Raw genomic sequence first — 22,497 nt, forward strand, 5'->3', positions numbered from 1 at the left:
GATATAAGCCATATGCTATGCATGCGTGATATATGTTCTCAGCTATGCATGCTGGTATAACCTTTATGCTGTGCATGCTGGATCTAAGCTCTATGCTTTGCGCTATTAAATTGAGTGAATGGAGTGTGGTGTAGGTAAGGTGGATGTCATATGAGCCAGCATAACTGCGTGCTTGAGTTACAAACTGCAGCAAAGCTATTTTTGTATGGAACTTTCGGACTAATTTTGCGTCTATTTCTTCGTTAACCTTTGCTAAGGCTTATAATCAGAGGCCTGCTATGCTAACATGTATACCTACTTTTGCTTGTATGCATACAGTGCTCAAAAGTACGTAGCAACGCAATTAAGCACAGCTTTTGCGTGAGTGTTTTTTGGTAGTGTGGTTTACGAAGGTAGTGCTTTGTAAAATGCTGCAAAGATAAGCTGTTTCATGCTTGCAGAACTTATCTTATAGCGTGGCTTTAAGAGCTTAGCTATACATATGAAGCTGCAGCAATTAGTTTTTTAAGGACGGAAGTTTTAGGTATGAGTGACTCAGTTGACTATGAGTTTATCGATGATCAAGACTCGCTTTTAGATGTCTGTGATCTTATCGACTCACTAGAGGAAGATGAGTACATTGGCCTAGATACTGAGTTCATGCGTATTACATGCTACTACCCAGATTTCTCCTTAATGCAGCTGTCCATTCGCGGACAAAACTACCTCATTGACGTATGGATGCTTGAGGGCAATGTTCAGCCTATCATCGAGTCTTTATGTCACACCAAGGCTGTAGTTTTAGCCTTCTCCTGCTCAGAAGACATTGAGCTTTTAGCTCATGAAGCCCGCCGTATTAATTGCGATGTCATCCTGCCTAAGCGTATTTATGACATTCAGCTTTTAATGTCCTTTGCCGGACACTCTTATGGTCGTGGTTTAAACTTTGCGCTACAGCAATTTTTGGGCATAACCTTAGCTAAAGATTGCACCCGCTCTGACTGGAACCGCCGTCCTTTAACTAGTGGACAGCTTATCTACTCAGCTTTAGACGTTGAATACTTAGAAGAGCTCTTCCATGAGGTATGCAAGATTACTCCAAAGGAGAATTTTGAGTACTTCAAGGCCGAGATGGATTACATTCGCCAGTCCACCATTGACGAGCCAACTGAGGATGAAGCTTACTTATCCATTCCTGGTGCCGGCATGCTCAATGACAACGAGCTTAATGTTCTGTACCATCTAGCTAAAGAGCGTCAGCTCACTGCACAGATGGATAACGAGGCTTTAAATCGCGTTATTACCACTAAATCTATGTGGCAGTTAGCCCGCTACTTACCTCGCTCCAAGGTTGAACTTGAAAATCGTGGCGTTAAGTACGGCACTATTAGACAGTACGGCGATAACATCTTAAAGTGGTTAAACTTTGCACGCAAAGCCCCGCGCTACGAGCATTTAACTATTCCTTACGATTACTACTCACATCGTAAGAGCATGCAAGAGAATCTTGATTGCCTTAAAAAGGCAGTAGCTGATGCAGTAGAACGTAATGGTCTGTGCCCACAGGTGCTCATTAAAAAGCAGCTGCTGAACGACTACTTTAGAGCTAAAGCTTTAGGCTACACACCGCTGCTGCAACAATCATGGCGCTTAGAGATTCTTGGCAAGATCGATATTCCTCTCGAGCCAATGAGCAAGATTGACGATGACAATGGCTATGGCGATATGCCATCCCCACGCTATGTCACCGACTACATCAAGCTTAACGATGTCAAATCACAAGATCATGCGGAAATGAACTCACCGCAAAGCTAAAGCGAGACTAAAAAGGCCAGCAAATGCTGGCCTTTTTAGTCTGTGCTCTATACAAGAGCCACATACTATCTCTTTAATGCTATGCGCCACTTGCTAGCGCCTTTGATAGCAAGCTTCAATTCACCCTGCCATACCTTTGATAGCACGCTTACATTAGCCTTGCTTGCCATACCTTTGATAGCAAGTACCATTCACCCTGCTTGCCATGCCTTTGATAGCAAGTACCATTCGCCTTGCTTACCATACCTTTGATAGCGCTAATCACTATGCCTGGTGGTTGGTGGCTGTGAGCTAGAGTCTTGAGAGCAGTTAACAGGATGTGATTATTTTTTTTGTGTGTTACTGCTTTTCAACCAGGATTTCGAGCTTGGCACTACCTGTTTCTGCATCTGCGAGTACATTGTAGAGCTCGTCTACTACACCTTCTAAAGCATCGTAGAGCTTAAATGGATAGTTAACGATGAGCATACCGCTACCGCACATGCCAAAGTCTTCTTTTTGCTCGCTGACGCAAAGCTCAACTTGCAGCAATGGACGGTTTAAACGACGCATGGCGTGCACTAAGTTCTTAGAGTGATCATTCATGCGAGCTAAGACTGGATACCACACGGCATAGATGCCCTGCTCGAATCTGCCTAAACCTTTCTTTACGGCCTCAACAGTCTGACGATACTCTTGCTCTTTTTCGTATGGCGGGTCAATTAAGATTAAGCCACGGCGCTTAATTGGTGGCAGCAGCGCATTGATAGTATCTAAGCACTGACGCAGCTCTACACGCACATTACGCTTACGCTTAAAGATCTGCAACAGACGCTCAAACTCACTTGGATGAGTATCATTTAAGAAGATGCTATCTGAGCTTCTTGAAAGAGCATACTCAAAGTATGGAGAGCCTGGGTACATATGACCCTTGTTAGCATCTACCTCTTCTTGAGCCTTAGCTACTACTTCATAAAACTCAGGTACTAGCTTTTGAAGACGCTCATTGTCTTTAATCAATTCCCAGCCAGTGTTGTACTCATTGTTCTTGCGGGCAAAACCTGAGTTTAGATCATAAAGGCCTGAACCTGCGTGGGTATCTACCACGGTAAATGGCTTGTCCTTCTCAAGTAAGGAACGCATGATGAGACAAACAGTCATGTGCTTAAGCACATCTGCGTGATTGCCAGCGTGAAAGCCGTGACGATAACTGAGCATCAAAATCTCCCAAATCAACCATACTGTGCTTACTTATCCATGCCAAATATAGTGCAATGTTGCACCATACCTTGAGATCGCAAAAAAGAGTCACCATATATAAAAACAAGCGACTTGCTAAAGATTAGCATGAGATAGCAAACAAGCGGTGCATAGTTTAACAAACTATGGCTTACAAAAGCCATTTAACCGCAAGGTTCTTTTGTTTAGCTAGACCATTTTTATTAAAGTGTACGCTTAATTTAGTTAATAGCCTAAGCTCAAGCTAAGTTTTATTCGCTAAACTCAAAAACAAGTCGATAGCACTACTAGATGTAGTTGATTGAACGAGACTGCAAGCTAACAGTTAAGTTGCTTAACAAAGTACTTAAGAAAATGAGTTGGTTAAGCCCTCTTTTACGGCAAACTAATGAAATGATAGAGATCACACTCTAATTGGGTCTTTGCACCAAAATGTTCTTTAAAAAATTAGTCTAAATTATATACTGGATCTTTACTCATGTAAGTACAAAACACAGTGGTGAAGAGCTTATATATCGACCATTGGGAAAACCTATACATAGTATCGTTGAAAGATATTGGGGTCTTTTTGCGCCTTGCAATAGACATTCTATTTCTTTCTGCGGTAATGATATTTAAGGCAATCTTATTCAGAGAGGCTTCTAAAGACAAAGTCTCTGGTACGCATCCTTGAAAACGGTCTTGTGCAAGCTTAGATGTGTCCAACACATTGTGATAGCTTTCAATAAACCAGTAGTCTAAGATGCTAGCTCTTACCTGTCTTAAGGTTAAGCCATCTTTACCAGCCTCGAACGGAATGCTTGAAATGTAGTAGCGTATGTCTGTACTTTCTAAGTCAGTGATCTTGGTGTATTTGACCAAGGTTCTAACATTCTTATGTGAGTTTTTGATTCTAGTATCAATATACTTTTCTGCTGGAAGAATCTCGAATGTAAGCTCCTCAATACGACCGTGGTCTTTGAAAGCGTCTGTTATCTTTATCGTCTTCTTATGTTCACGGTTAAAAATGGCTTCTATATGATTGCGAAGCTCTTTGTTGCCACCATTGTCCTTAAGTGGCACCAAGTAGTCACCTCCACGCTCAGTAATGCAATTGGTTACTGCTGCTGTTGAGTTCAGTGCGTCACACATGACGACAACACCTCGCAGGTCTATGGTTTGAGCCATTTCTATAAAGGCATCTCTCTCTCTGTTTTTTACTGCAGTGTTCTTGAAGTCAATAGCAGTACGAGAAGAGCAGTCAAAGACTGTTACAACGATAGCAGCTTTTTTACCTCTGCTTTTAGAGCCTCTCACAAAAGTGCTTTTCATCTCTTGGCCGTCAAAAGCAACAGTTGTACGAAGACCTTCACGACCGTCTTTATACTTGGCATCATTATAGGTGATTAATTGATCTGTGGCTAAATGGATGGCTCCAAATAGCTCTTTGAATATACGGTTGCTTTCTTTCTCTGAGATAAGAGAACGAACATTTTTGATCGTTGCCTCTGAGATGAAGTTAGATGGAGATGGCATACCTGGTAAGAGTAACTGCAGTACTAGATTGTGCCCATTGTAGAAATTTGCAATTTCTGCTGAAGACTTGATGTTTCTACATCTTGCCATCAGCATTACCATAAGAACGATATGCATTGGGTATATTACGCGACCAGGGCTTCTTAAGTCCTTAATATGATTACTAATCGCCTCTAATACTGCATAAATTAAATGCATGTCATCATTGCGTAACCTTTGATAGGTGGCTTTAGCCTCATCAAGCACACGCTCAACCTCTATTCCACACTCGTCTTCGCGTCTTTGCGCATCGGCCATATATTCATCAGCTAACATTTCAAATGCCTCAGGAGTCATTATATAGCTTCTTGATTGAACTATTTTATGTACTTCCTTAAAGAGCTCTGCACACTGTATGACCTTTTGTTGAACTCGCATTTCAGTACTCCTAAATCTAAAATTTAGGTGTATTTGATCAGAGAAGATCGGCGAATACAAGTTTTGGAGTGATCGATTGATCCTCAGATCACATTATTTTATGGCGAAACGGCGGAGATGCTTTAGATCACATTTTCATTGATAGCCCAATAACGCAGATAATGCGCATATGGATTGATACTAGTCATACATGCATGGCTAACTTAAATTTGTGATCTAAAGCATCTCTGCCGTTTCGCCATACATTATTTTTAGACTAGTTTTTAAAGAACATTTAGCGTAAAAGCCTGTATCATATGCAATATGCGATAGGCAAGTATTGCAAATTAAGGACGTGAACTTGATCCTATATTATCTTGCCGTAGCCCTCTTTAAAGATAAGAGCTTTTCGTTAAAGACTATCGCAAGAATTCAAGACCTCCAAGGAGACCATAATGAAGTTTTCCAAGCCGTCTTTTAAGTCAGTTCTCGGTGGTACCGTTGCTGCCTATTGTTTATGCCTCTTAAGCACCACTGCTGTTCAGGCTGCTACTCAGTATGATGACAAGAGCGCCGCATTAAATCACCACGCTCGCAATACCGTGGTTAACAGCGTTAGCTTAGATGCCAATGCCAAGGCCCCACTTACTCTTAAGGCCACCCCAACTATCAAAGGCCCAGAGGCTATGGTAGATGAGGCTACTTTAACTGAGGCTCAGTCAGCACAGGATGCTAGCCGCAACTACCTTCAGGGCTTGATGAGCAATGACGTTGCTGCTGTCTACAACAACAGCCTGCTGCGCCTTGAGTCTGATGCAAAGAACAAAGAAGTGTTTAGCGATGTGCTTGACGCTAATGAGGCATTCTTAAACTACGCTGATCGTAATAGCGGCTTTAAGAGCTTTGACTACTTAGGTTCTGGCAGCATCTCAGGTCGTGATTTAGATAAGGCTAACAAGACCACTCACGAGCTTTCAGGCGACATTAGCTTAAATGACGAAGTTGAGATGGTGATGTTCCAGGTTGAGTTTATCAACAACGCCAAGGCCTATGTGGTAGTGCCATGCCGTGAAGCCTCAGAAATTGGCTCAGATAAGGTTTCATTTGGTGCTGATTCTGCAGTGATTTTCACACCAAAAGATCACGCCGAAAACTTCTTAAATAATGATCTTATTACCTCTGCCTTTGACGATGGCTTCTTAGAGCTGCAGTTCAACCCAGCTTACTAAGAAATCGCAACATAGCGCCCGCACCACCAGCATGATTGCTCAAGCAAGGCGCTATCTTAGGCTTTGGTATACCAAGCACGAAAAAAGCGGCTTAATTGCCGCTTTTTTCATGTCTCAATGCCACCTGGCTCTTGCCTTGCGCTTTAGCCTTTGCCTCAGGCACTGATCTTTGCGCTTTAGCTACGGCTATTTGCACTGATCTTTATGCTTGAGCTTGGAGCTTTGTGCTTTAGCTGTGGCCTAGAACTATTGAGCTTGGGCTGCCTCAAGCTCATCATTGAGCTCTAGCCAGCGCTCCTCGCACTCTTCTTTCTCGCTAGTGAGCTTAGCACGCTCTAAGATCAGAGCTTCAAGTTCTTCCTTGCCACTCTCATATAAAGATGAATCAGCCATACGCTCATCAATCTCTGCTAAGCGCTCATCAATGGCAGCCATCTGCTTTTCTTCTTTTTCAATCTTGAGCTTGATTGGACGCAGTGCAGCACGCTTTTGCGCCTCAAGCTGCTTTTGCTCTTTACTCTTGTAAGAGCTAGTAGAACTTGAGCTGCTATTAGTGCTAGTACCCTGAGCATTTGAGCTTTTGGCTGCAGAAGTATTTTTACCATTAGCCTCAGCAGCTGCAGCTTGTTGCTGTTCTCTAAACTCACGGGCACGACGCAGCAAGAACTCTTGATAATCATTAAGATCACCTAAAAACTCGCTCACCTTACCAGAATCTACTAACCACAGCTTATCCGCAATAGCCTCGACTAAGTGGCGATCGTGGGATACTAAGACTAATGCACCTGAGTATGAGGCTAAAGCAACTGACAATGCCTCACGCATTTCAAGATCTAAGTGGTTGGTAGGCTCGTCAAGTAAGAGTAAGTTTGGCTTTTGATAAGCAATTAAAGCTAAAGCCAGACGTGCTTGCTCACCACCTGACATGGTGCCAACCTTATCAAAAACCTTATCGCCCTTAAAAGCAAATGAGCCTAAGAAGGTGCGTAAGTCTTTTTCCTTAGCATCAGGATCAACACGCCATAAATGCCACAGAGCATTTTGATCTTCGTTTAATGACTCGAGCTCATGCTGAGCAAAGTAACCAATCTTAATGCCCTTACCGATGAGTACTTCACCACTTACAGGCTTAAGATCGCCAACTAAGGTCTTAATGAGAGTGGATTTACCTTGACCATTCTTACCTAACAGGGCAATACGATCGCCGCTTAAGAGCTCAAGATTAACCTTGTGTAAGATGACATTGTTCTCTTGAATAATCTCATGCTTAAAAGGTGCATCCATCTCGTCTGCATCGTTCTCAAGCATGACTACGCTATCGCCATCTGTACTTGCCTGAGCTGACGCAGCGGCATTGACCTTATCAGACTGTGCTGCTGCAGCTTTTAACGCTGCAATCTGTGCTGCATCAATATGATAGCCTGCATCAAGCTCCTTTAAGGAGGCAATCACTTGTGGGGTACGCTCAGGCTCAGGGAATGAGAAGGAGAATGGAGACTCTTCTTGAGTAACAGCAGTTAGCTGCATTCTATCCATTGCCTTAATGAGAGACTGAGCTTGCTTTGCCTTACTTGCTTTATAGCGGAAGCGATCAACAAACTTCTGCATATTGGCTAAGATCGCCTCTTCACGACGACGAGCTGATTTTTGTGCACGAATCTTTTCAGCACGCAGACGCTCGTAATCAGAGTAGTTACCGGTATACAGTACTACCTTACCCTCTTCAAAATGCAGAATATGATCAGCAAAGGAGTCTAAGAAATCACGATCGTGGGAGATACATAAGAGTGTGCCTTCATAGCTACGCAAGTAGTTTTGTAAGAACAGCACAGTATCTAAATCAAGGTGGTTAGTTGGCTCGTCAAGTAAGAGTAAGTCAGACTTATAAATCAGCGCTTGAGCTAGGTTTAAACGCATACGCCAACCGCCTGAAAACTCTTTAACTGGTTTATCAAGCTCATCAGGGCTAAAACCTAAGCCAAGCAGTAACGATCCAGTTCGTGCCTTTAAAGTCCAATAGCCTGCAATGCCAAGCTCATCTTCAACTAAGGCAATCTTTTCACCCAAGTTAGAGGCATAGGCAGCCTCACGACGCTTTAAGAGCTCTTGTACAGTCTTATCACCCTGCATGACATAGTCCATAGCAGAGATACTTAAGGCTGGAGTCTTCTGTGCTACTGCAGCAATCTTTAAGTTCTTAGGCACGCTAATAGAACCAAGCTCAGGAGCAAGCTCACCTTGAATAGCAGCAAACAAGGTAGACTTACCGCAGCCGTTGCGTCCGATAATACCGACCTTTTGGCCAGCTAAAACTGTGGCACTAGCTCCTTCGATAAGAACCTTGGAGCCACGCATAATCGTTAAATCTTGTAATGAAATCATAATTTTCTTACTTCACGCAACGCTAATAACTGCAACCTAAAAGTAGCCGCAAGATCCTATCACATAAGGCCTAAAACATCACCGTTTTAGCGACCTTATACAATAATCCTCCCCATAAACCAAAAGATCATTATGAAGCCAAAGAGGCTACACTTCTCATAAAGCGCTTGTTAGCTTTGCCATGCCCTTTGACCCCATAACCGACATCCGCCGTTAATCAAGAAGTCAAGGTATACATGAAAACTATCGACAGGCAGGCTGGCAAGCAAGCAAGCAAGCAAGCTAATGCCGCCACGCTAGAGTCATCTTTGAGATTCATATTGCCATTGCTATGGAAAGATTTGGCTTAAGGATTAGGCTGGAGGGATTTTGCTAAATGGTAGCTGGTACTCACCAGCCATGGCTTGTATGGGATATGGCTCAATGGGCCATTTGTAAGCTTGGCAATGTAATGAAAACTCAAAAGATCAGGGACAAAAGACTTAGCTATACGGCTAGCTAATGTGATGGGAAAATCTAGCTTTGAGGTCTGGCTTATGTGCTCATGTCCATAGGCATTTGCTTGTGCCTATGAACTTGAGGAGGCATTTGCTAAGGTAAGTGCTGCAGCTTGACAGAACAGATGACGCTGCAAATGATGATGCTGCAGCTTATGGCGCTGCGTGGGGAGTTTGGTGCAGCGCTGATTATGTGTTGCTACCTACTCGCTTAAGCGACGGAAGGTCTGGCTTAAAGTAATGCCATCTTCAGTGCGGATAATACGTAAGGTTAAGGCTGCCTTACCACCAGTCTTCTTAATTTGGGAGACTACTAAGTATGGGATTGATGAAGCACGGCACTGATGAATGAGGTTTGGCAAAATGGTAGCTGAGCCGATGTTCTGTGAAATGATGTTGCTTAAGTTAGTGGTTGCAGGCACTACAGTAAAAGTCTGAGAATCAGCTAAGCCATCTTCAATGGAGTAGCTCAAATCACGAATGCAGTCTTGGTACTCTCTATCTACGATAGTTGGAGCTACGTACATATTGCCGCTTTCAGCACGTAAACGAGCAGAGAGCTCCTTAATAAGAGCACGAGCAAGACCAGTGGCCTCAGCATTTAAGGAAGTGGAGCAAGAGCTGTTAGTTGAGAGCTCTTCAACAGCAACATATGGACGGTTGTTTTGCTGTTGCTGCTGATACATGCCGTTTTGGCTTGGATTCATGCCATTTTGGCTTGGGTTCATGCCATTTTGGCTTGAGTTCATGCCCTGCTGTTGATTTTGAGCAAGCATGCCTTGATTGCCTTGCTGCATTGCAGCGCCGGATATACCATCAATTTGCTGAGAAGGCATCTGATCGTAGCCAGTAAGTAAGGTCTCGCCACCTTCAACAGTACCTTGTACCTCGCTTACAGAGCTGTATGGATCAGCTGAGCCTAACATGGCATTGTTTGAAAAGGAGGCATCCTCTAAACGATCGCTTAGAGCTACATTTTTACGCACGGCATTTGGATTAGTCTCCATGGTGACTGGACCGTAAGCATCTGGAGACAGGCCTAACATCTCGGCATTAGCCATATCAGGAGCATTTTCATAGCCATCAGCTTGTTTCTTCTCTTGCTCGCTTACTGCAGCTTCTGCCTTTGGCGCAGGATCATTCTTATTAGCACCAGAGAGCATGTCATCAATACTGTTACAGCCACTGAGGCTTGAGACGAGTAATGCTAGAGCAGAGAGAACAACAACCTTCTTCATAAAAACACAACCTGATAGAACAGCCCGAAATTCAAAACTTAGGCACACGTGTTTGCTTAATTAGCTATCAACTAAGAAAGTGCCATCAAGAGATTAGCCAAGTGCTAACCAATAAAAATAAGAAACTATGCACCCAAGCTCGGGTACATTACCCATAATGATAGCGTCTAAATCATAGTTTGTCCTTAGTAGCTTAAGAGCGGCTCATTATGGACTTTAGGCAATGGTCACGCATGATAAACCATTGCCTTAATTAATATTAAAGCAAATACTCTTACTTCTGTGGGAAGCCTAAACCACCGAGCTTACCGCCAGCTAAGAGGTGCATGTGGATGTGAGGAACTTCCTGACCGCCATCTGGGCCGCAGTTAACGATTAAGCGGTAGCCTGACTTGTCTACGCCTAAATCAGTAGCGATCTTCTTAGCGATGATAAAGAGGCGACCTAACATCTGCTCATCCTCTGCCTCAACGTCTGAAACAGTTGGAATTGGCTTGTTAGTAACGATTAAGATGTGGTGGTCAGTCTTAGGAGCAATGTCCTTAAAAGCAGTTACGAGATCGTCGTGGTAAATGATCTCTGATGGAATGTCGCCGTTAATGATCTTTGTAAAAATGGTTTCTTCGGCCATGATCTGCCCACCTTAATCTGTTTTAATTACCCAGTGCCAGCACAGCAAAGTATGAACTACATAGCTCTCAATCAAGCGCCACACTGTCATTGCCTGGCTTTGCTAAAGGTAATGCTAAGTTACAAAAATAATTTAGGTCATAACAACCCGCCTCTATTATAGCAAAGCAACCTCGTCTAATTGCCCTGCTGCTACATTGTGCAGCATGAGCTCACATAAGTTCGTTTTCATAGCCAGATATATACACCCGCTATCAGTGCGATCCTCGTTTTGAACATAGGCCATAGCGATACAGCAACTAGCTTTATCTTGAATATGCTCCGCCTACGAACACAGCTAAGATGCAAACACGCTATGAGCGTTCTGAGATAATAATCTGCTGCTTATGATGCTTGCGGTGCTGGTGAACTACAGCCATTGCACGCCTGTGAGATCGTGGCAATGAGGATCATCCTCCAAACATATTTGCTAAAGATCACGACAGACAAACTTCCATTGCTCTAAAGCCATGAGCCACAAATAGCGCACAAACACGATATTTATCAGCTTTAACAAAAAGCAAGATCGAAATTAACTAAATATTTTTTACCTAGTGTAAAGCTGATGCATTAGGGCTTTCAAAATACAAACGCCGTATCTTTGGGGCTTTGCGTCATTGGACTTTTGGCTAGCCATTTTGCTACTATTTGTTGCAATCTTTTCTCAACAAGATTAGATCAGTAACTTACAAATGGCTTAAATATGCGTTTTGTATTTTAAGCCGCATAAGGCAGCTAGTATGCAATAAAGCTCATGTTTAGAGCTTAAGAGAGTGCATCAGAGCTGCTCTTTAGTTTAGTTGTATACAAGGACATGCTAATGGTCACCAGACTAAAAGCCGTTAATGGTGTTGTAGGCGAAGGCGTTAAGTTTGATCGCATTCGTCGTGTAACCGGTTACCTCGTAGGTACCTTAGATCGTTTCAACGATGGTAAGCGTGCTGAGGTTAATGAGCGCGTTAAGCACACTTTTGATAAGTTCACTAAGACCGACAACTAAACGCTTCATTTTTGAAGATCAGCGCCTAGCTGTCACACGACAAATCAATGTCATAAAGGGCCCGATAAGGGCCTTTTTACTTTCTGCAACACGCATCTACTCGCAAGCAATCTACCCTTCACACCATCTTGCCATTACACAGCGCCCGCCCCATCAATTTATTCATTGATCCAAATTTTTTTACCGTACTCTTTTGTAAGATCGCTACTAGTAACCACAAAGATCACTATCTTGATACCAGGTTCACAACCACTCTTGGCTAGTTCTTGAGCAGTTTACTAAGCCGTTCCCCACAAAATACAAAACATATCCACTTATATTGATCGCGACAAACTAAAGGTTGCACTAGCGTGCTCTCAATAATGCCCTTAAGCTGGCGGTGGCTGACTTGGTCTTTTGTTTGTTTAGTTACGCTATAGCTGAGCGTCGAGCTTTTGGTGTTTGTGCTGTCTTTGCTGTCTGTGATCGAGCTTGTATCGTGCTGTTAAGACTATTGCAATGGCTACACATGGATTTGATGAAGCGATGAGGTGATGTGATGTTATGGGATTTTGCCTGGGGTTGGACTTGAATGGAGATGCTGAGGTGGGATTTTAAAAACGAACAGGCGCAAGTGCCTGTTCGTTGGTTTAAGCAAATTGATTAAGTGAGCTTTCGGTTTGCTTAAAACTTAAGTTGAGTCGTTAACTACTGCTTGTTGCGCATCATGCCCATGCCCATACCGCAGGCACGACCAGCAACAGCAACACCACCAACCTTAGCAGCTAAGCCTAAGATTTCCTTGGCAACAGTAGCCTTGTCACCGTTCTTAACGTCGGTATTCATGTAGCGATATGCAGCATAGCCAGCTACAAAGCCAAGCGCAACACCGGCAAGAAAGGTCTTGTTAGAAAGCAAGGTGAACATTGATAGTTCCTTTGTTGATTTAACTTAGATTCAAAAGATAAGGTCTAGCCTGTTCTTCTGAGCATCTTAATTTAGCTAAAGCTTACTTAGCTTCAGCCTGAGCAGTAGCAGCTTCCATCTGAGCCTTCTGCTCAGCGATTAAGTCCTCAAGACGCTCTTTTTGAGCCTCAAGCTCTTCAAGAGTCATGGAGCTGCAAGCGCTGCTCTCTTGGCAAGAGCCAGTGTCTTTGCTCTGATCTTGTGGGCAAATGCCAAGGTTCTTTAAACGTGAGTCAATAGACTCCTTGTTTTGCTCATAGATCTTGTAACCTACGACACCAGCAACAATACCTGCTGCCAGGCCGATGAAAATGTTTCGATCGATCATGTATATCCCCTGTGCCTACAGCTAAGTAAAGAGATCTTGCTGTAGACGGTTAGAACTGCCACTAACATGACAGCAAATGGCGGACTTGCGTCCAAAAGTAGCTACTGCAAAGCAGTAGACTAACTATTCTGTTGCATGCGCCACCTAGCTAAGAGGCCTATGGCTTGCTTTTCCTTTAGCTTTAGATTGGCCTTAGGCTTTAGCTTGCACTGGCGGTGATGCATAGCGCGGCGCTTTATGATGCTGCTATGCATCATGGTTTTACTCAATGATGCAGCTAGCAGCGTGGTATTACTCACGGGTCTTTTGTTTGCGCAAGAGACGGGTGGAGTTGAGCACTACGCCTAAGGTTGAGGCGTTATGAATAATGGATGAGAACAATGGGTTGATAAAACCTAAAGCACCCATGGTCATCGCTGCAGTATTGATAGCTACGGTGGCGGCAAAGTTCTGCTGCACAATACGCATGGTACGCTTGCCAAGAGAGATGAACTCTGGCAGCTTTAATGGATCTTCACTATTGATAGTGACGTCCGCTGTTTCCATAGCAGTATCGGTACAGCCTGAACCCATAGCTACACCTACATCGGCATAAGCAAGTGCTGGCGCATCGTTGACGCCATCACCTACCATTAATACCGAAGAGCGACGTTGCGCATCGGTGACAAAACCAGCCTTATCCTCTGGCATAACCTCAGCCTCATAACGATCTAGGCCTAATGACTTTGCGATCTGGCTGGCTGTGGTCTTGTTATCACCGGTGAGCATGACGATCTCATCTACTCCTGAGTAGCGCAGACGGTTAATAGCACGCTTAAAGTCAGGACGAATTGGATCAGATGACTCAATTACACCGATAAGCTCGCCATTGGCAGCTACATAGATAAAGGAGCTTGCAGCGCTGCTGCGCTTTTCTTCAAAGTCAGCTACACCGCTAATATCCTTTTCGACCATGAAGCGACGGGAGCCTACGATAACCTCACCACCTGGGAAGGATCCGTAACTCTCAATATCTGCCTCAATACCACGTGCAATCACATTGCGGGTTTCAAGATTACGTGGAGAGACTATATTGCGCTCTTTAGCCGCCTCAAGTACTGCAATAGCCATTGGGTGGGATGAATATGCCTCTACAGCTGCAGCTAAAGCTAAGACGGTCTTTTCGTCATACTTAGATGTAACGGCGATGTGGTTGATCTCTGGGCGGCCTTTGGTGATGGTGCCAGTCTTATCTAACACCACAGTATCCACAGAAGCAGCCTGTTCAATGAAGCTACCGCCCTTGACTAAAATGCCATCGCTAGCTAAACGTGAAATAGCAGCTGACATGGCAGTAGCAGTAGAGAGCTTGAGACCACATGAGAAGTCAATAAAGAGCATGTTTAACACACGCTGCAGATCTCTAGTGGCCAGATACACTACGGCTGCTGCAATAAAGGACACCGGCACTAAAGATGCGGCCATGCGGTTTGCATAGTTTTGGATTGGAGCACGACGGGAGTGCGCATCCTCAACCATATGCACGATACGAGCAAGTGAGGTGTCATCACCTACTTTCTCAACTCTGACCTTGATATCGCCTAGACGAATATTGGTACCAGCAAAAACCTTATCGCCCACTTGCTTGGAGACTGGGGCAGATTCACCGGTGATGGCTGCCTGATCTACAGCTGCTGAGCCGTGGATAATCTCACCATCAACACAGATTTTTTCACCATTGTGAATACATACGGTCATGCCGGGGCTGATGGAATCTACTGACACCTTACGCTCAAAGCCATCTGCATCAGGTAGCCATACCTCTTGAGTGTCTAGTGACACTAAATCGGAGATGTTCTTACGGGCACGCTTAGCAGCTAAAGTAGTTAAGCCCTCAGCAAAGTGCGAAATAGCTAATAAGCTTAAAGATGACTCAGGCTTACCTGCAGCAATAGAAGCTGCAATCGCCGTCACGGTTAAGGTCTCAGCATTAGGACGCTTTTGAGCAAAGGCCTCTTTAATACCGGAATTTAACAGATCGCGTGACATCCATAAGATAAGACCCGAGCGCAGCCATGAGGTGGCGGTATATAAAGTTGGATTGACGCGGCGGACAAGCTCAAAAGCACCTAAGCAGAGCAATGAGCTAATGGCACCGCGCTTGTGCTCTTCGTACTCACGTGAAATCTCATCGCCCTTGCTCTCAGAGGAGTTATTGCCAACTACAGCACTAACAAGTGAGGAGAGTAGTCCACGCTTTGCTTGTGGGGCAGCCGCACTTGAACTATGGCCAGTTACTGCAAATGCATCACCTGCCACCGCAATAGCACTACCTGCTTTGCCAATTAAGTCTTTGATGATATTGGAGTACAGCGCCTTTTGAATGGCAAGACGTGAAACCCCATCAGACAGTTGTACCTTAACCATGGAGTTTGCCTTTGAGTAAAAGGCTGATTTAACACCATCTAAGGCACGGAGTTTTGCCTCCAACCGAGCAGCATCTAAAGAGTGCTCTAAAGTTGGAACCTTATAAGCGACAACTTGCATATTTGCCTCTACAAACCCCCGCAGCAATAAAAAAAACCGTAGCAGCGAGATTTGGATACATAAGAACCAAATTACAGCTGCTGTTGCGTAACTTACGAGTACCTTCAAGGCGACAGCCATGAAGGCTTGTATCAGATAGTACTCGTAGAGCCTACGCATCATTACCATCTTTCCTCAAAGACACACTTTGCCCATCAAAGCTTTTGCCTTTGCCTTAGCCTTGGCTATGCGTTGGCATTAGCATTGGCATTGGCCTTTTGGTAAGGCTACGGCCGTTATTTGGCCATTGCCTTAGGCATTAGCTGTGGCCTTGAGCTATTCTGCGCTGCACCTAGCAATGGCGCTCATGCGACTGTGCAGTTGTGCTGAGTGTATGGAGCGCTGTTGCTTGGCGACATAACTTAGTTTCACAGCAATTGTTGGTAGCTAGCCACTCTAGGCTTAAATTGGGGAAGCCTAGAGGGCCTTTCCATGGCTTCTAGCCCTTAGCTTTTGGCCTTGGCTTTTGGCTTTAGGCTTTAGGCTTTTTTGCCTAAGGTCGGCGCGGTAGCTGTTCTTTGCTAAAGGCAAAAGACTTGTCTTTTGAAATTAGTAAGGAGCAATGCTGTTGGAGCTACCCTTTTTTGGGGGAATGGCTGTGAAACTGCTGTCTTTGTTGTGGTTTTGAAGTAATGATCTTGTGTCGGGAGAAAATCTTAAGTGCGATTAGTCTTGTTTGTTTTCTGTTGCCACATCACGGTGGGATTGACGTAATAACAGTCCCATACCCCAGAACAAGACTTGAGTGGCTGATGGACGATCGCCACTAATTACGATGCGGTAAACACCGTAGCCGATAAAGGCCATACCAATGACGCGGCTAAAGAAGAGCGGTTCAGTGTGGTTTAAGAACTGCTTTAGATTGTCGATAGCTGCGCGAGCTTCATCATTGATGCGGTTAGAAGCACCAATCATGGAGCTTGGAATTAAACTCTTTTCGTGCTGAGCATGCTCACCAGTTAAGTAGTGAGAGAGGCTTTCAAAGAAGTCACGGGCCTCACTCTCAGAGCAAGTATAAGTTGCGGTAAGCGAGCCAGTAATTGGATTGACCTTACATGAGGTGATGTACTCAACAGCACTAATGGCCTCTTCTACGCTCTTGCAGCCTTCAGCACCTAAGTTTTTTAAGGCTTTAGAGGTGTAGCGACGGCGGCCTACAATGGAGTGAGCGATGATAAGTCCATTGCCTTCACCACCAAATAACGCTCCAACGATTCTTCGAATAGATGAACCGGCCTTAATGCCTAGTACGATTCCTAAATCTGACATGCTATGCCCTCGCCTTGTGTAATTTTTCGTGAGCAAGCAAGAGAAGCTCTGTTAAAAACTTATCTTTGCTTACCTTTTCAGTTTCGTAATGTATCAGGACTGATCCTGTAATGTCGTTAATCTTGTATGACGAAATGGCACCAACGCTTTTAAGCTGCTCTTCAACTTGACGTCTTAAATCAGCATCCGTCTTGAGAGCCTTGCAGATAACTCGCAAGCGCCCTGGAATAAGCGAAGCTACCTCGACCTGACTTACGATATAGTTGGCCTTGGTCTTCGCTGGAATCAGTGATTTGAGTAAGCTCATGGAACCTCAAATAATCTTATTGCCTACATTAAGCTGTAGGTACTAGTTCTGCTTACTAACTAGATACAGAACTTTTTATCCTATATTAAAGTATAAACTATTTTTTACTAAAGGTTATCTATAACTAACTATGGTTGCACTAGATTAACACAAAAGACCCTTGGCTACCTATTACCAACAAAACTAAATTGCCTGTCAGCGCATACTTTTAAAATTTTCTGATAAGTATCGCATTTAACAATTTAAGCATAGCGCAAATTTAGATATTTTAATTACCATTCATAAGACAATTTTGCGCAAGTACCCCAAAAACTCTGCACTAAAACTAAGCCTCTTCCGCTAATTAGAGTATGCAATAATTTGCAAGCAATGCGGCTATACTGCCCTCAAAGCACCACTAAATTCGATCACAAAATACGCAATGCAACTAATCCCCATCTTAGTGACGAGTATTGGCCTTGGTCTTCGATGCTTAGCCGCTAACATGCCCACTCTCGTCTGACGCACTTGCGATAGCATCATTGCGCTGGAGGTTCTATCCTTACTCATGAGCTGCTTAGCTTATCTGCTACTAGACCAAGCTATGCTGCGGCAAAGGAGTATGCCTAGTCTATATGCTGATTTTGCGGCAAACGATCTTAAGTAAGCCCCGTGCGCTATAATATGCGCCTATTGCTAAGCGGCGCTGCTTGATGAGCTGACTTGACACGCTTGTGTCTTAGCTAATTTGACGCCCCCGCGTCTTAGCTGATTGGACGCACTTGTGTTTTGCTGATTGGACGCCATCGCGTCGCAGCTGATTTGATGCGATTGTGCTTTAGCTAATTGGACGCACTTGTGTCTTTGCTGATTGGACGCGCTTGACTCTTAGAGCTCGCTTGCCTTGATGGTTGACTGTGTTATGGGCAGCCTATTGAGGCGTTGATGATGTAGCTTGCGCTGAACGTGAGTTTTTTGTTTGCCGAGGTTTAAATGCCATTTCTTGTTGATTCGCACTGCCACCTTGCATCACTAACCTTTGAGGGCTCTAAAGGCCCAAAGAGTTTAGCTGAGGCACTGACTCGCGCACGCGCTTGCGGTGTTACCCACATGCTCTCTGTGGCTTGTACTATTGAAGATTACGAGCACATGATGAATGTCATCAAGCCATTTGATGGCATTTACAATTCATGCGGCATTCACCCGCTTAATCTTGAAGAAGCGCCAAACTGGACTGAAGAAGAGCTTAAAAAGTGTTTAACTGATGACAAGTGCATTGCCTTAGGCGAGACCGGCCTTGATTACTTCTATGCTGAGAATACTCGCGACATGCAGCTTGATAGCTTTGCAAGACAAATTGATCTTGCTAACGATGTTAAGAAGCCGCTTATCATTCACGCCCGTGCAGCGCATCATGACACTGTCTCTTTAATGCGTGAGCATAATGCTCGTGAGTGCGGTGGTGTCATGCATTGTTTTTGCGATGAAGTTGAGATGGCCCGTGAGTGCCTCGATTTAGGCTTCTATATTTCTTTCTCCGGCATTGCCACCTTTAAGGCAGCAGACAATGTCCGTGAAGTTATCAAATATGTACCACTTGATCGCATGATGGTTGAGACTGACTGCCCTTACTTAGCTCCAGTTCCAGTACGCGGTGTGGATAATGAGCCAGCTTTCGTACGCTATACCTTAGAGTTTATTGCTGACTTTAAGGGTGTCTCCCCTCTTGAGCTTGCTAAGACTACCTCACAAAACTTCCAAGACTGCTTTAAAGTTCAACTTAGCGAGCCATCCACTGCAGGTCTAATGGATAAAGACGTCTCAACCTACAAGATCGACTCTATCTACAACAAGGGTTGGCCATACTAAGTAACACGATTGGCAAAACAAATTGCCCAGTGCATCCAAGCGCAATGGCTTCGATCCTCCGCGCATGCATGCGTAAGTGCTTTTTAATGCTTAGGTGCATCTGATTAGACAAAAGCCCAGCTAATGCTGGGCTTTTTGGTTTTGGTCTAAGCATGGCAGGTTGCTATGCTGCTTATGATTTTGCTTGGGCTTTATGGTCAATTTTTTCAGACTCGATAGACTTATCAAGCTGCTCGCGCGTAATGGCATGTTTACGCAGGTGCGCACTGTGATGCTTCATCTTGTGGATGTTTGGTGTCTCAGTGGCAGCATGCACGCCGTTATCGCCATGTGAAGACAAGAGCTGCTCGAGTGCTAAAGCGCCCGCACTCTTCTTTTGAGTATTAGCAAGCTCTACTGCCTCTTCTGTGGCTACAGCAATTTGCTCATCCTCAGTTACTGGCAGTACATGCTTATCATGTTTTAGACCTGTAGCTGCAGCAGCATGCATAACACCGTTTTGCTGATCGCATGCGGCCTTATACTCACTATAGCTAGTCTCTTGCTTGTCAGCATGGCTTGCACTAACTGCAAAACCAGTAATGGATGCAGCAGCTTGATGCGTACTTAAGAGCGCATTGTTGGAACTACCACCACTCTTAGCGGCTCTAAGAGTTGGAGCAGCACCAAAATTCTCCTCTTTAAGCTCATAGCTTGGGTAGGCGTTTTTCTCTTGTCCTGCCACATTATCTTGCATGCTGTGGTATGGACGTGGCTTTACATAGCCAGATACGGCTGCAGCGGTCTTAGTTGACCAGCCACTAACACGCTTAGCTATGTCCTGAGCAGACTTGGCGTACTCTTGAGCATCAATAGCCTCCTCACCATAGGCTGCAGCTGCAGCTTGTGCAGCCTCGCGCTCACGCAGCACATTATTGGCCTTGTTAATGACATTAGTAGCAATAGCCATGTCAGGATGAGGAGCTTTACCGGCCATAATGGCTGCAAGCTGTTGCTCAGCAGTAAGCGGATTAGCACCTTCCATATCACGCAGCTTGCGACGCAGTACTTTGCCAAGTGGTGATTTTGGCAGAGTATCTACAAACTGGATAATACGTGGCACTTTGTAAGGAGTTAAATAAGCACGGCAGTATTGCTTAACCTCAGCTGCAGTTAAGCTTGGATCAGCCTTAACTACAAAGAGCTTAACCGCCTCACCGCTAGAGTCTGATGGAATACCAATTACGGCGCACTCTAAGACACGACCAAAACGGCTGACTACATCCTCAATTTCATTTGGGAAGACATTAAAGCCAGAAACTAAAATCATGTCCTTTAAGCGGTCAATAAGCTTGATATAACCACCAGGCATCCACTTAGCGATATCACCAGTGCGCACATAGCCATCGTCAAAGATGTAGTCATTGTGCTTATCGCACTTGTAATAGCCATGCATTACCTGCGGGCCTTTAATCTCAAGCTCGCCTTCTTGCTCGGTATCTTTAATCTCATTGCCTTCTGAGTTCACAATACGTGCAATGGTTGAAGGTGCAATTAAACCAATCGAACCAGTGTAGTGATCGACGTTATATGGACACACTGCAACTAATGGCGAGCACTCTGTAAGACCATAGCCCTCTAAGATATGGAAGCCGGTCTTTTCAAAGAAGCGCTGCTCTACACCTGATTGCACTGCAGCACCACCGCCAATGACTAAATGGAGATTTTGCCACTTGATATCAGCAAACTCTTCATGAGAGATAATGAGGTTAAATAAGGTGTTTACACCAGTAAGCGCGGTGATCTCAGGATGCTTACGAATTTCTTTGGCAAAGGCCTTGATATTGCGCGGATCGGTAATTAAGAGATTTTGGCCACCAAGATACAAGAATAAAATGATGTTCACGGTCAGCGCAAAGATATGGTAGATAGGAATGACAGTTAAAATTGTCTCTTTACCCTCACGCAAGACCGGGCCATACATACCATTAGCCTGAGCAATATTAGCAATGAGGTTACCATGCGAAAGCATGGCACCTTTTGATCTACCTGTGGTGCCGCCGGTGTATTGCAAGAGCGCAATATCATCATAGTTAATCTGCACTGGCATGAAGTGCTTGAGCTTTTCTTTGCCAATCTTCATGGCATTGTCAAAGCTAATGGACATAGCAAAGTGCGACTTATCGGTTTTAGGCACCATGCCCTTAAGGCGCACTGCATAGTTAATCAGACGCTTTTTAAGGCCACAAAAACCGTCTAAGGCATCACCCACCTCAGTGATAATCACATTATGCACTGTGGTTTCATGAATGATTGTCTCTAAGACATTTGCATAGTTAGCCACTACCACAATGGTGGTTGCATCGCAGTTTTCCAGCTGATTTTTAAGCTCTCGTGGAGTGTAGAGTGGATTGATGTTGCTAACGGTCAAGCCAGCCTTTAATGCACCAAAGAAAGCTACAGGAAACTGCATTAAGTTAGGCATCATGATGGCTATCTTATCGCCCTTGCCCAAACCTAGCTCTTGTTGTAAATAAGCTGCGAAAGTATCAACCTTAGACCCAAGCTCTTTATATGTCATGGATGAACCCATGTTGAGATAGGCAATGTTATCGCCATACTTCTCAACAGAGTTCTCTAAGAGCTCGACAAGGTTTTCGAATATGTGAGTATCGACAAACTCAGGCACATCCTCTGGATAACTCTCAAGCCAAGGCTTGTAGTAATCTTGCGTATCATCGATTTTTTGAGCCTCACCTGCTTTAGAGGCGCGACCGTAAAATGAGGTCTCAATGAGCTCGTCTGTATGTACTTGACCTGATGACACAGCTTCACTTGCTGCTGCTTCATGATAAGTAGCAGTATCTTTGTAATGCTCGTGGCGGAGATCTTGATTTTTGCAGTGCTCTAAGATCTTATCAGCCATTTGATCATGGCGATCTTTAACAGCACTACGCTCTGGGTCGAGTGATTTTTCGTACGCGGCCATCTTCTTGATGACCTTAATACCGATCTCACAGCTTATAGCGTGGTCACAATTGGCCTTACAAATATCATTGTTATTTGGACAACGTAGCTCGTCATCATCAAAACCAACGCCTAAGCAGCCATCAGAGCAGTGTGAATTATCATGCCCCTCGTAAGCATGGTCATCTGCAGCTAAGCTTTTATTCACAGTACTATCAGCATTAGCTATAGCATTAGATTCTTCTTTACTTGAGACACTATCAGAGGTCGCATTTAGGACTTTACTATCAGTGTTCGCATATTGCGGAGCGTCGTCGCGCTTGTCACCGTCGTTGTGAGTCTTGTCCATTT

The 22,497-nt window shown here is 44.4% G+C and carries 15 protein-coding genes; 4 read left to right on the forward strand and 11 right to left on the reverse strand.

Going from position 1 to position 22,497, the window contains the following annotated elements; genetic code table 11:
• The first annotated feature begins 525 nt into the window (after positions 1–525).
• Positions 526–1,794, forward strand: a complete 1,269-nt coding sequence (locus H524_RS0112955; protein ID WP_027940481.1) for a ribonuclease D — start codon at positions 526–528, stop codon at positions 1,792–1,794.
• A gap of 339 nt (positions 1,795–2,133) precedes the next feature.
• On the opposite strand, the gene H524_RS0112965 is transcribed toward H524_RS0112955, so the two are convergent.
• On the reverse strand, positions 2,134–2,991 hold the full coding sequence (locus H524_RS0112965) for a 23S rRNA (adenine(2030)-N(6))-methyltransferase RlmJ (protein ID WP_027940482.1): 858 nt from the start codon (positions 2,989–2,991) through the stop codon (positions 2,134–2,136).
• 468 nt (positions 2,992–3,459) lie between these two features.
• Positions 3,460–4,944: an ISAs1 family transposase gene (locus H524_RS0112970; protein ID WP_156907629.1), complete on the reverse strand. Its 1,485-nt coding sequence runs from the start codon at positions 4,942–4,944 to the stop codon at positions 3,460–3,462.
• A 434-nt stretch (positions 4,945–5,378) separates the two neighbouring features.
• On the opposite strand from H524_RS0112970, the gene H524_RS0112975 reads away from it, so the two are divergent.
• Positions 5,379–6,152 carry a hypothetical protein gene (locus H524_RS0112975; RefSeq protein WP_027940484.1) on the forward strand — a complete coding sequence of 258 codons (774 nt, stop codon included), beginning with the start codon at positions 5,379–5,381 and terminating at the stop codon, positions 6,150–6,152.
• A gap of 246 nt (positions 6,153–6,398) precedes the next feature.
• Here the strand turns inward: H524_RS0112975 and H524_RS17815 are convergent, their stop codons facing one another.
• From H524_RS17815 to H524_RS0113000, 3 genes are all read right to left on the reverse strand, one after another.
• A complete protein-coding gene (locus H524_RS17815) occupies positions 6,399–8,534 on the reverse strand; it encodes an ABC-F family ATP-binding cassette domain-containing protein (RefSeq protein WP_027940485.1) in 2,136 nt (711 codons plus the stop codon).
• Between the two features lie 700 nt (positions 8,535–9,234).
• Entirely contained in the window at positions 9,235–10,269 is a 1,035-nt protein-coding gene (locus tag H524_RS0112995; RefSeq protein ID WP_027940486.1) for a DUF1720 domain-containing protein, read from the reverse strand.
• 274 nt (positions 10,270–10,543) lie between these two features.
• Positions 10,544–10,900 carry a histidine triad nucleotide-binding protein gene (locus tag H524_RS0113000; protein ID WP_027940487.1) on the reverse strand — a complete coding sequence of 119 codons (357 nt, stop codon included), beginning with the start codon at positions 10,898–10,900 and terminating at the stop codon, positions 10,544–10,546.
• Between the two features lie 858 nt (positions 10,901–11,758).
• Between H524_RS0113000 and nrdD the strand changes: the two genes are divergently transcribed.
• On the forward strand, positions 11,759–11,938 hold the full coding sequence (gene nrdD, locus H524_RS0113005; protein ID WP_027940488.1) for an anaerobic ribonucleoside-triphosphate reductase: 180 nt from the start codon (positions 11,759–11,761) through the stop codon (positions 11,936–11,938).
• A gap of 687 nt (positions 11,939–12,625) precedes the next feature.
• Here nrdD and H524_RS0113010 read toward each other — a convergent pair.
• The 5 genes from H524_RS0113010 to H524_RS0113035 form a co-directional block, all read right to left on the reverse strand.
• The gene (locus tag H524_RS0113010) at positions 12,626–12,844 is read right to left on the reverse strand and encodes a hypothetical protein (protein WP_027940489.1); all 219 of its coding nucleotides are present in this window, start codon (positions 12,842–12,844) and stop codon (positions 12,626–12,628) included.
• An 82-nt stretch (positions 12,845–12,926) separates the two neighbouring features.
• Positions 12,927–13,211 carry a hypothetical protein gene (locus tag H524_RS0113015; RefSeq protein ID WP_027940490.1) on the reverse strand — a complete coding sequence of 95 codons (285 nt, stop codon included), beginning with the start codon at positions 13,209–13,211 and terminating at the stop codon, positions 12,927–12,929.
• A 291-nt stretch (positions 13,212–13,502) separates the two neighbouring features.
• Complete coding sequence (locus H524_RS0113025; protein ID WP_044122507.1) at positions 13,503–15,737, reverse strand: heavy metal translocating P-type ATPase; 2,235 nt, start codon at positions 15,735–15,737, stop codon at positions 13,503–13,505.
• Between the two features lie 705 nt (positions 15,738–16,442).
• Complete coding sequence (locus H524_RS0113030) at positions 16,443–17,045, reverse strand: HMA2 domain-containing protein (RefSeq protein WP_027940492.1); 603 nt, start codon at positions 17,043–17,045, stop codon at positions 16,443–16,445.
• A gap of 1 nt (position 17,046) precedes the next feature.
• Positions 17,047–17,352 carry an HMA2 domain-containing protein gene (locus tag H524_RS0113035; RefSeq protein ID WP_027940493.1) on the reverse strand — a complete coding sequence of 102 codons (306 nt, stop codon included), beginning with the start codon at positions 17,350–17,352 and terminating at the stop codon, positions 17,047–17,049.
• 972 nt (positions 17,353–18,324) lie between these two features.
• Between H524_RS0113035 and H524_RS0113040 the strand changes: the two genes are divergently transcribed.
• Positions 18,325–19,200, forward strand: a complete 876-nt coding sequence (locus tag H524_RS0113040) for a TatD family hydrolase (RefSeq protein WP_027940494.1) — start codon at positions 18,325–18,327, stop codon at positions 19,198–19,200.
• 172 nt (positions 19,201–19,372) lie between these two features.
• Here H524_RS0113040 and H524_RS17180 read toward each other — a convergent pair whose 3' ends face one another.
• Positions 19,373–22,495, reverse strand: coding sequence for an AMP-binding protein (locus tag H524_RS17180; protein WP_245580470.1), 3,123 nt, complete (start codon positions 22,493–22,495; stop codon positions 19,373–19,375).
• Positions 22,496–22,497: the final 2 nt, after the last annotated feature.

This window comes from Anaerobiospirillum succiniciproducens DSM 6400, assembly GCF_000482845.1.
Classification (GTDB): Bacteria; Pseudomonadota; Gammaproteobacteria; order Enterobacterales; family Succinivibrionaceae; genus Anaerobiospirillum; species Anaerobiospirillum succiniciproducens.

Excerpts from the sequence above, each read along its gene's own strand:
- H524_RS0112955 (WP_027940481.1), top strand. The coding sequence starts at position 526 with ATGAGTGACTCAGTTGACTATGAGTTTATCGATGATCAAGACTCGCTT.
- H524_RS0112965 (WP_027940482.1), bottom strand. The coding sequence starts at position 2,991 with ATGCTCAGTTATCGTCACGGCTTTCACGCTGGCAATCACGCAGATGTG.
- H524_RS0112970 (WP_156907629.1), bottom strand. The coding sequence starts at position 4,944 with ATGCGAGTTCAACAAAAGGTCATACAGTGTGCAGAGCTCTTTAAGGAA.
- H524_RS0112975 (WP_027940484.1), top strand. The coding sequence starts at position 5,379 with ATGAAGTTTTCCAAGCCGTCTTTTAAGTCAGTTCTCGGTGGTACCGTT.
- H524_RS17815 (WP_027940485.1), bottom strand. The coding sequence starts at position 8,534 with ATGATTTCATTACAAGATTTAACGATTATGCGTGGCTCCAAGGTTCTT.
- H524_RS0112995 (WP_027940486.1), bottom strand. The coding sequence starts at position 10,269 with ATGAAGAAGGTTGTTGTTCTCTCTGCTCTAGCATTACTCGTCTCAAGC.
- H524_RS0113000 (WP_027940487.1), bottom strand. The coding sequence starts at position 10,900 with ATGGCCGAAGAAACCATTTTTACAAAGATCATTAACGGCGACATTCCA.
- nrdD (WP_027940488.1), top strand. The coding sequence starts at position 11,759 with ATGGTCACCAGACTAAAAGCCGTTAATGGTGTTGTAGGCGAAGGCGTT.
- H524_RS0113010 (WP_027940489.1), bottom strand. The coding sequence starts at position 12,844 with ATGTTCACCTTGCTTTCTAACAAGACCTTTCTTGCCGGTGTTGCGCTT.
- H524_RS0113015 (WP_027940490.1), bottom strand. The coding sequence starts at position 13,211 with ATGATCGATCGAAACATTTTCATCGGCCTGGCAGCAGGTATTGTTGCT.
- H524_RS0113025 (WP_044122507.1), bottom strand. The coding sequence starts at position 15,737 with ATGCAAGTTGTCGCTTATAAGGTTCCAACTTTAGAGCACTCTTTAGAT.
- H524_RS0113030 (WP_027940492.1), bottom strand. The coding sequence starts at position 17,045 with ATGTCAGATTTAGGAATCGTACTAGGCATTAAGGCCGGTTCATCTATT.
- H524_RS0113035 (WP_027940493.1), bottom strand. The coding sequence starts at position 17,352 with ATGAGCTTACTCAAATCACTGATTCCAGCGAAGACCAAGGCCAACTAT.
- H524_RS0113040 (WP_027940494.1), top strand. The coding sequence starts at position 18,325 with ATGCCATTTCTTGTTGATTCGCACTGCCACCTTGCATCACTAACCTTT.
- H524_RS17180 (WP_245580470.1), bottom strand. The coding sequence starts at position 22,495 with ATGGACAAGACTCACAACGACGGTGACAAGCGCGACGACGCTCCGCAA.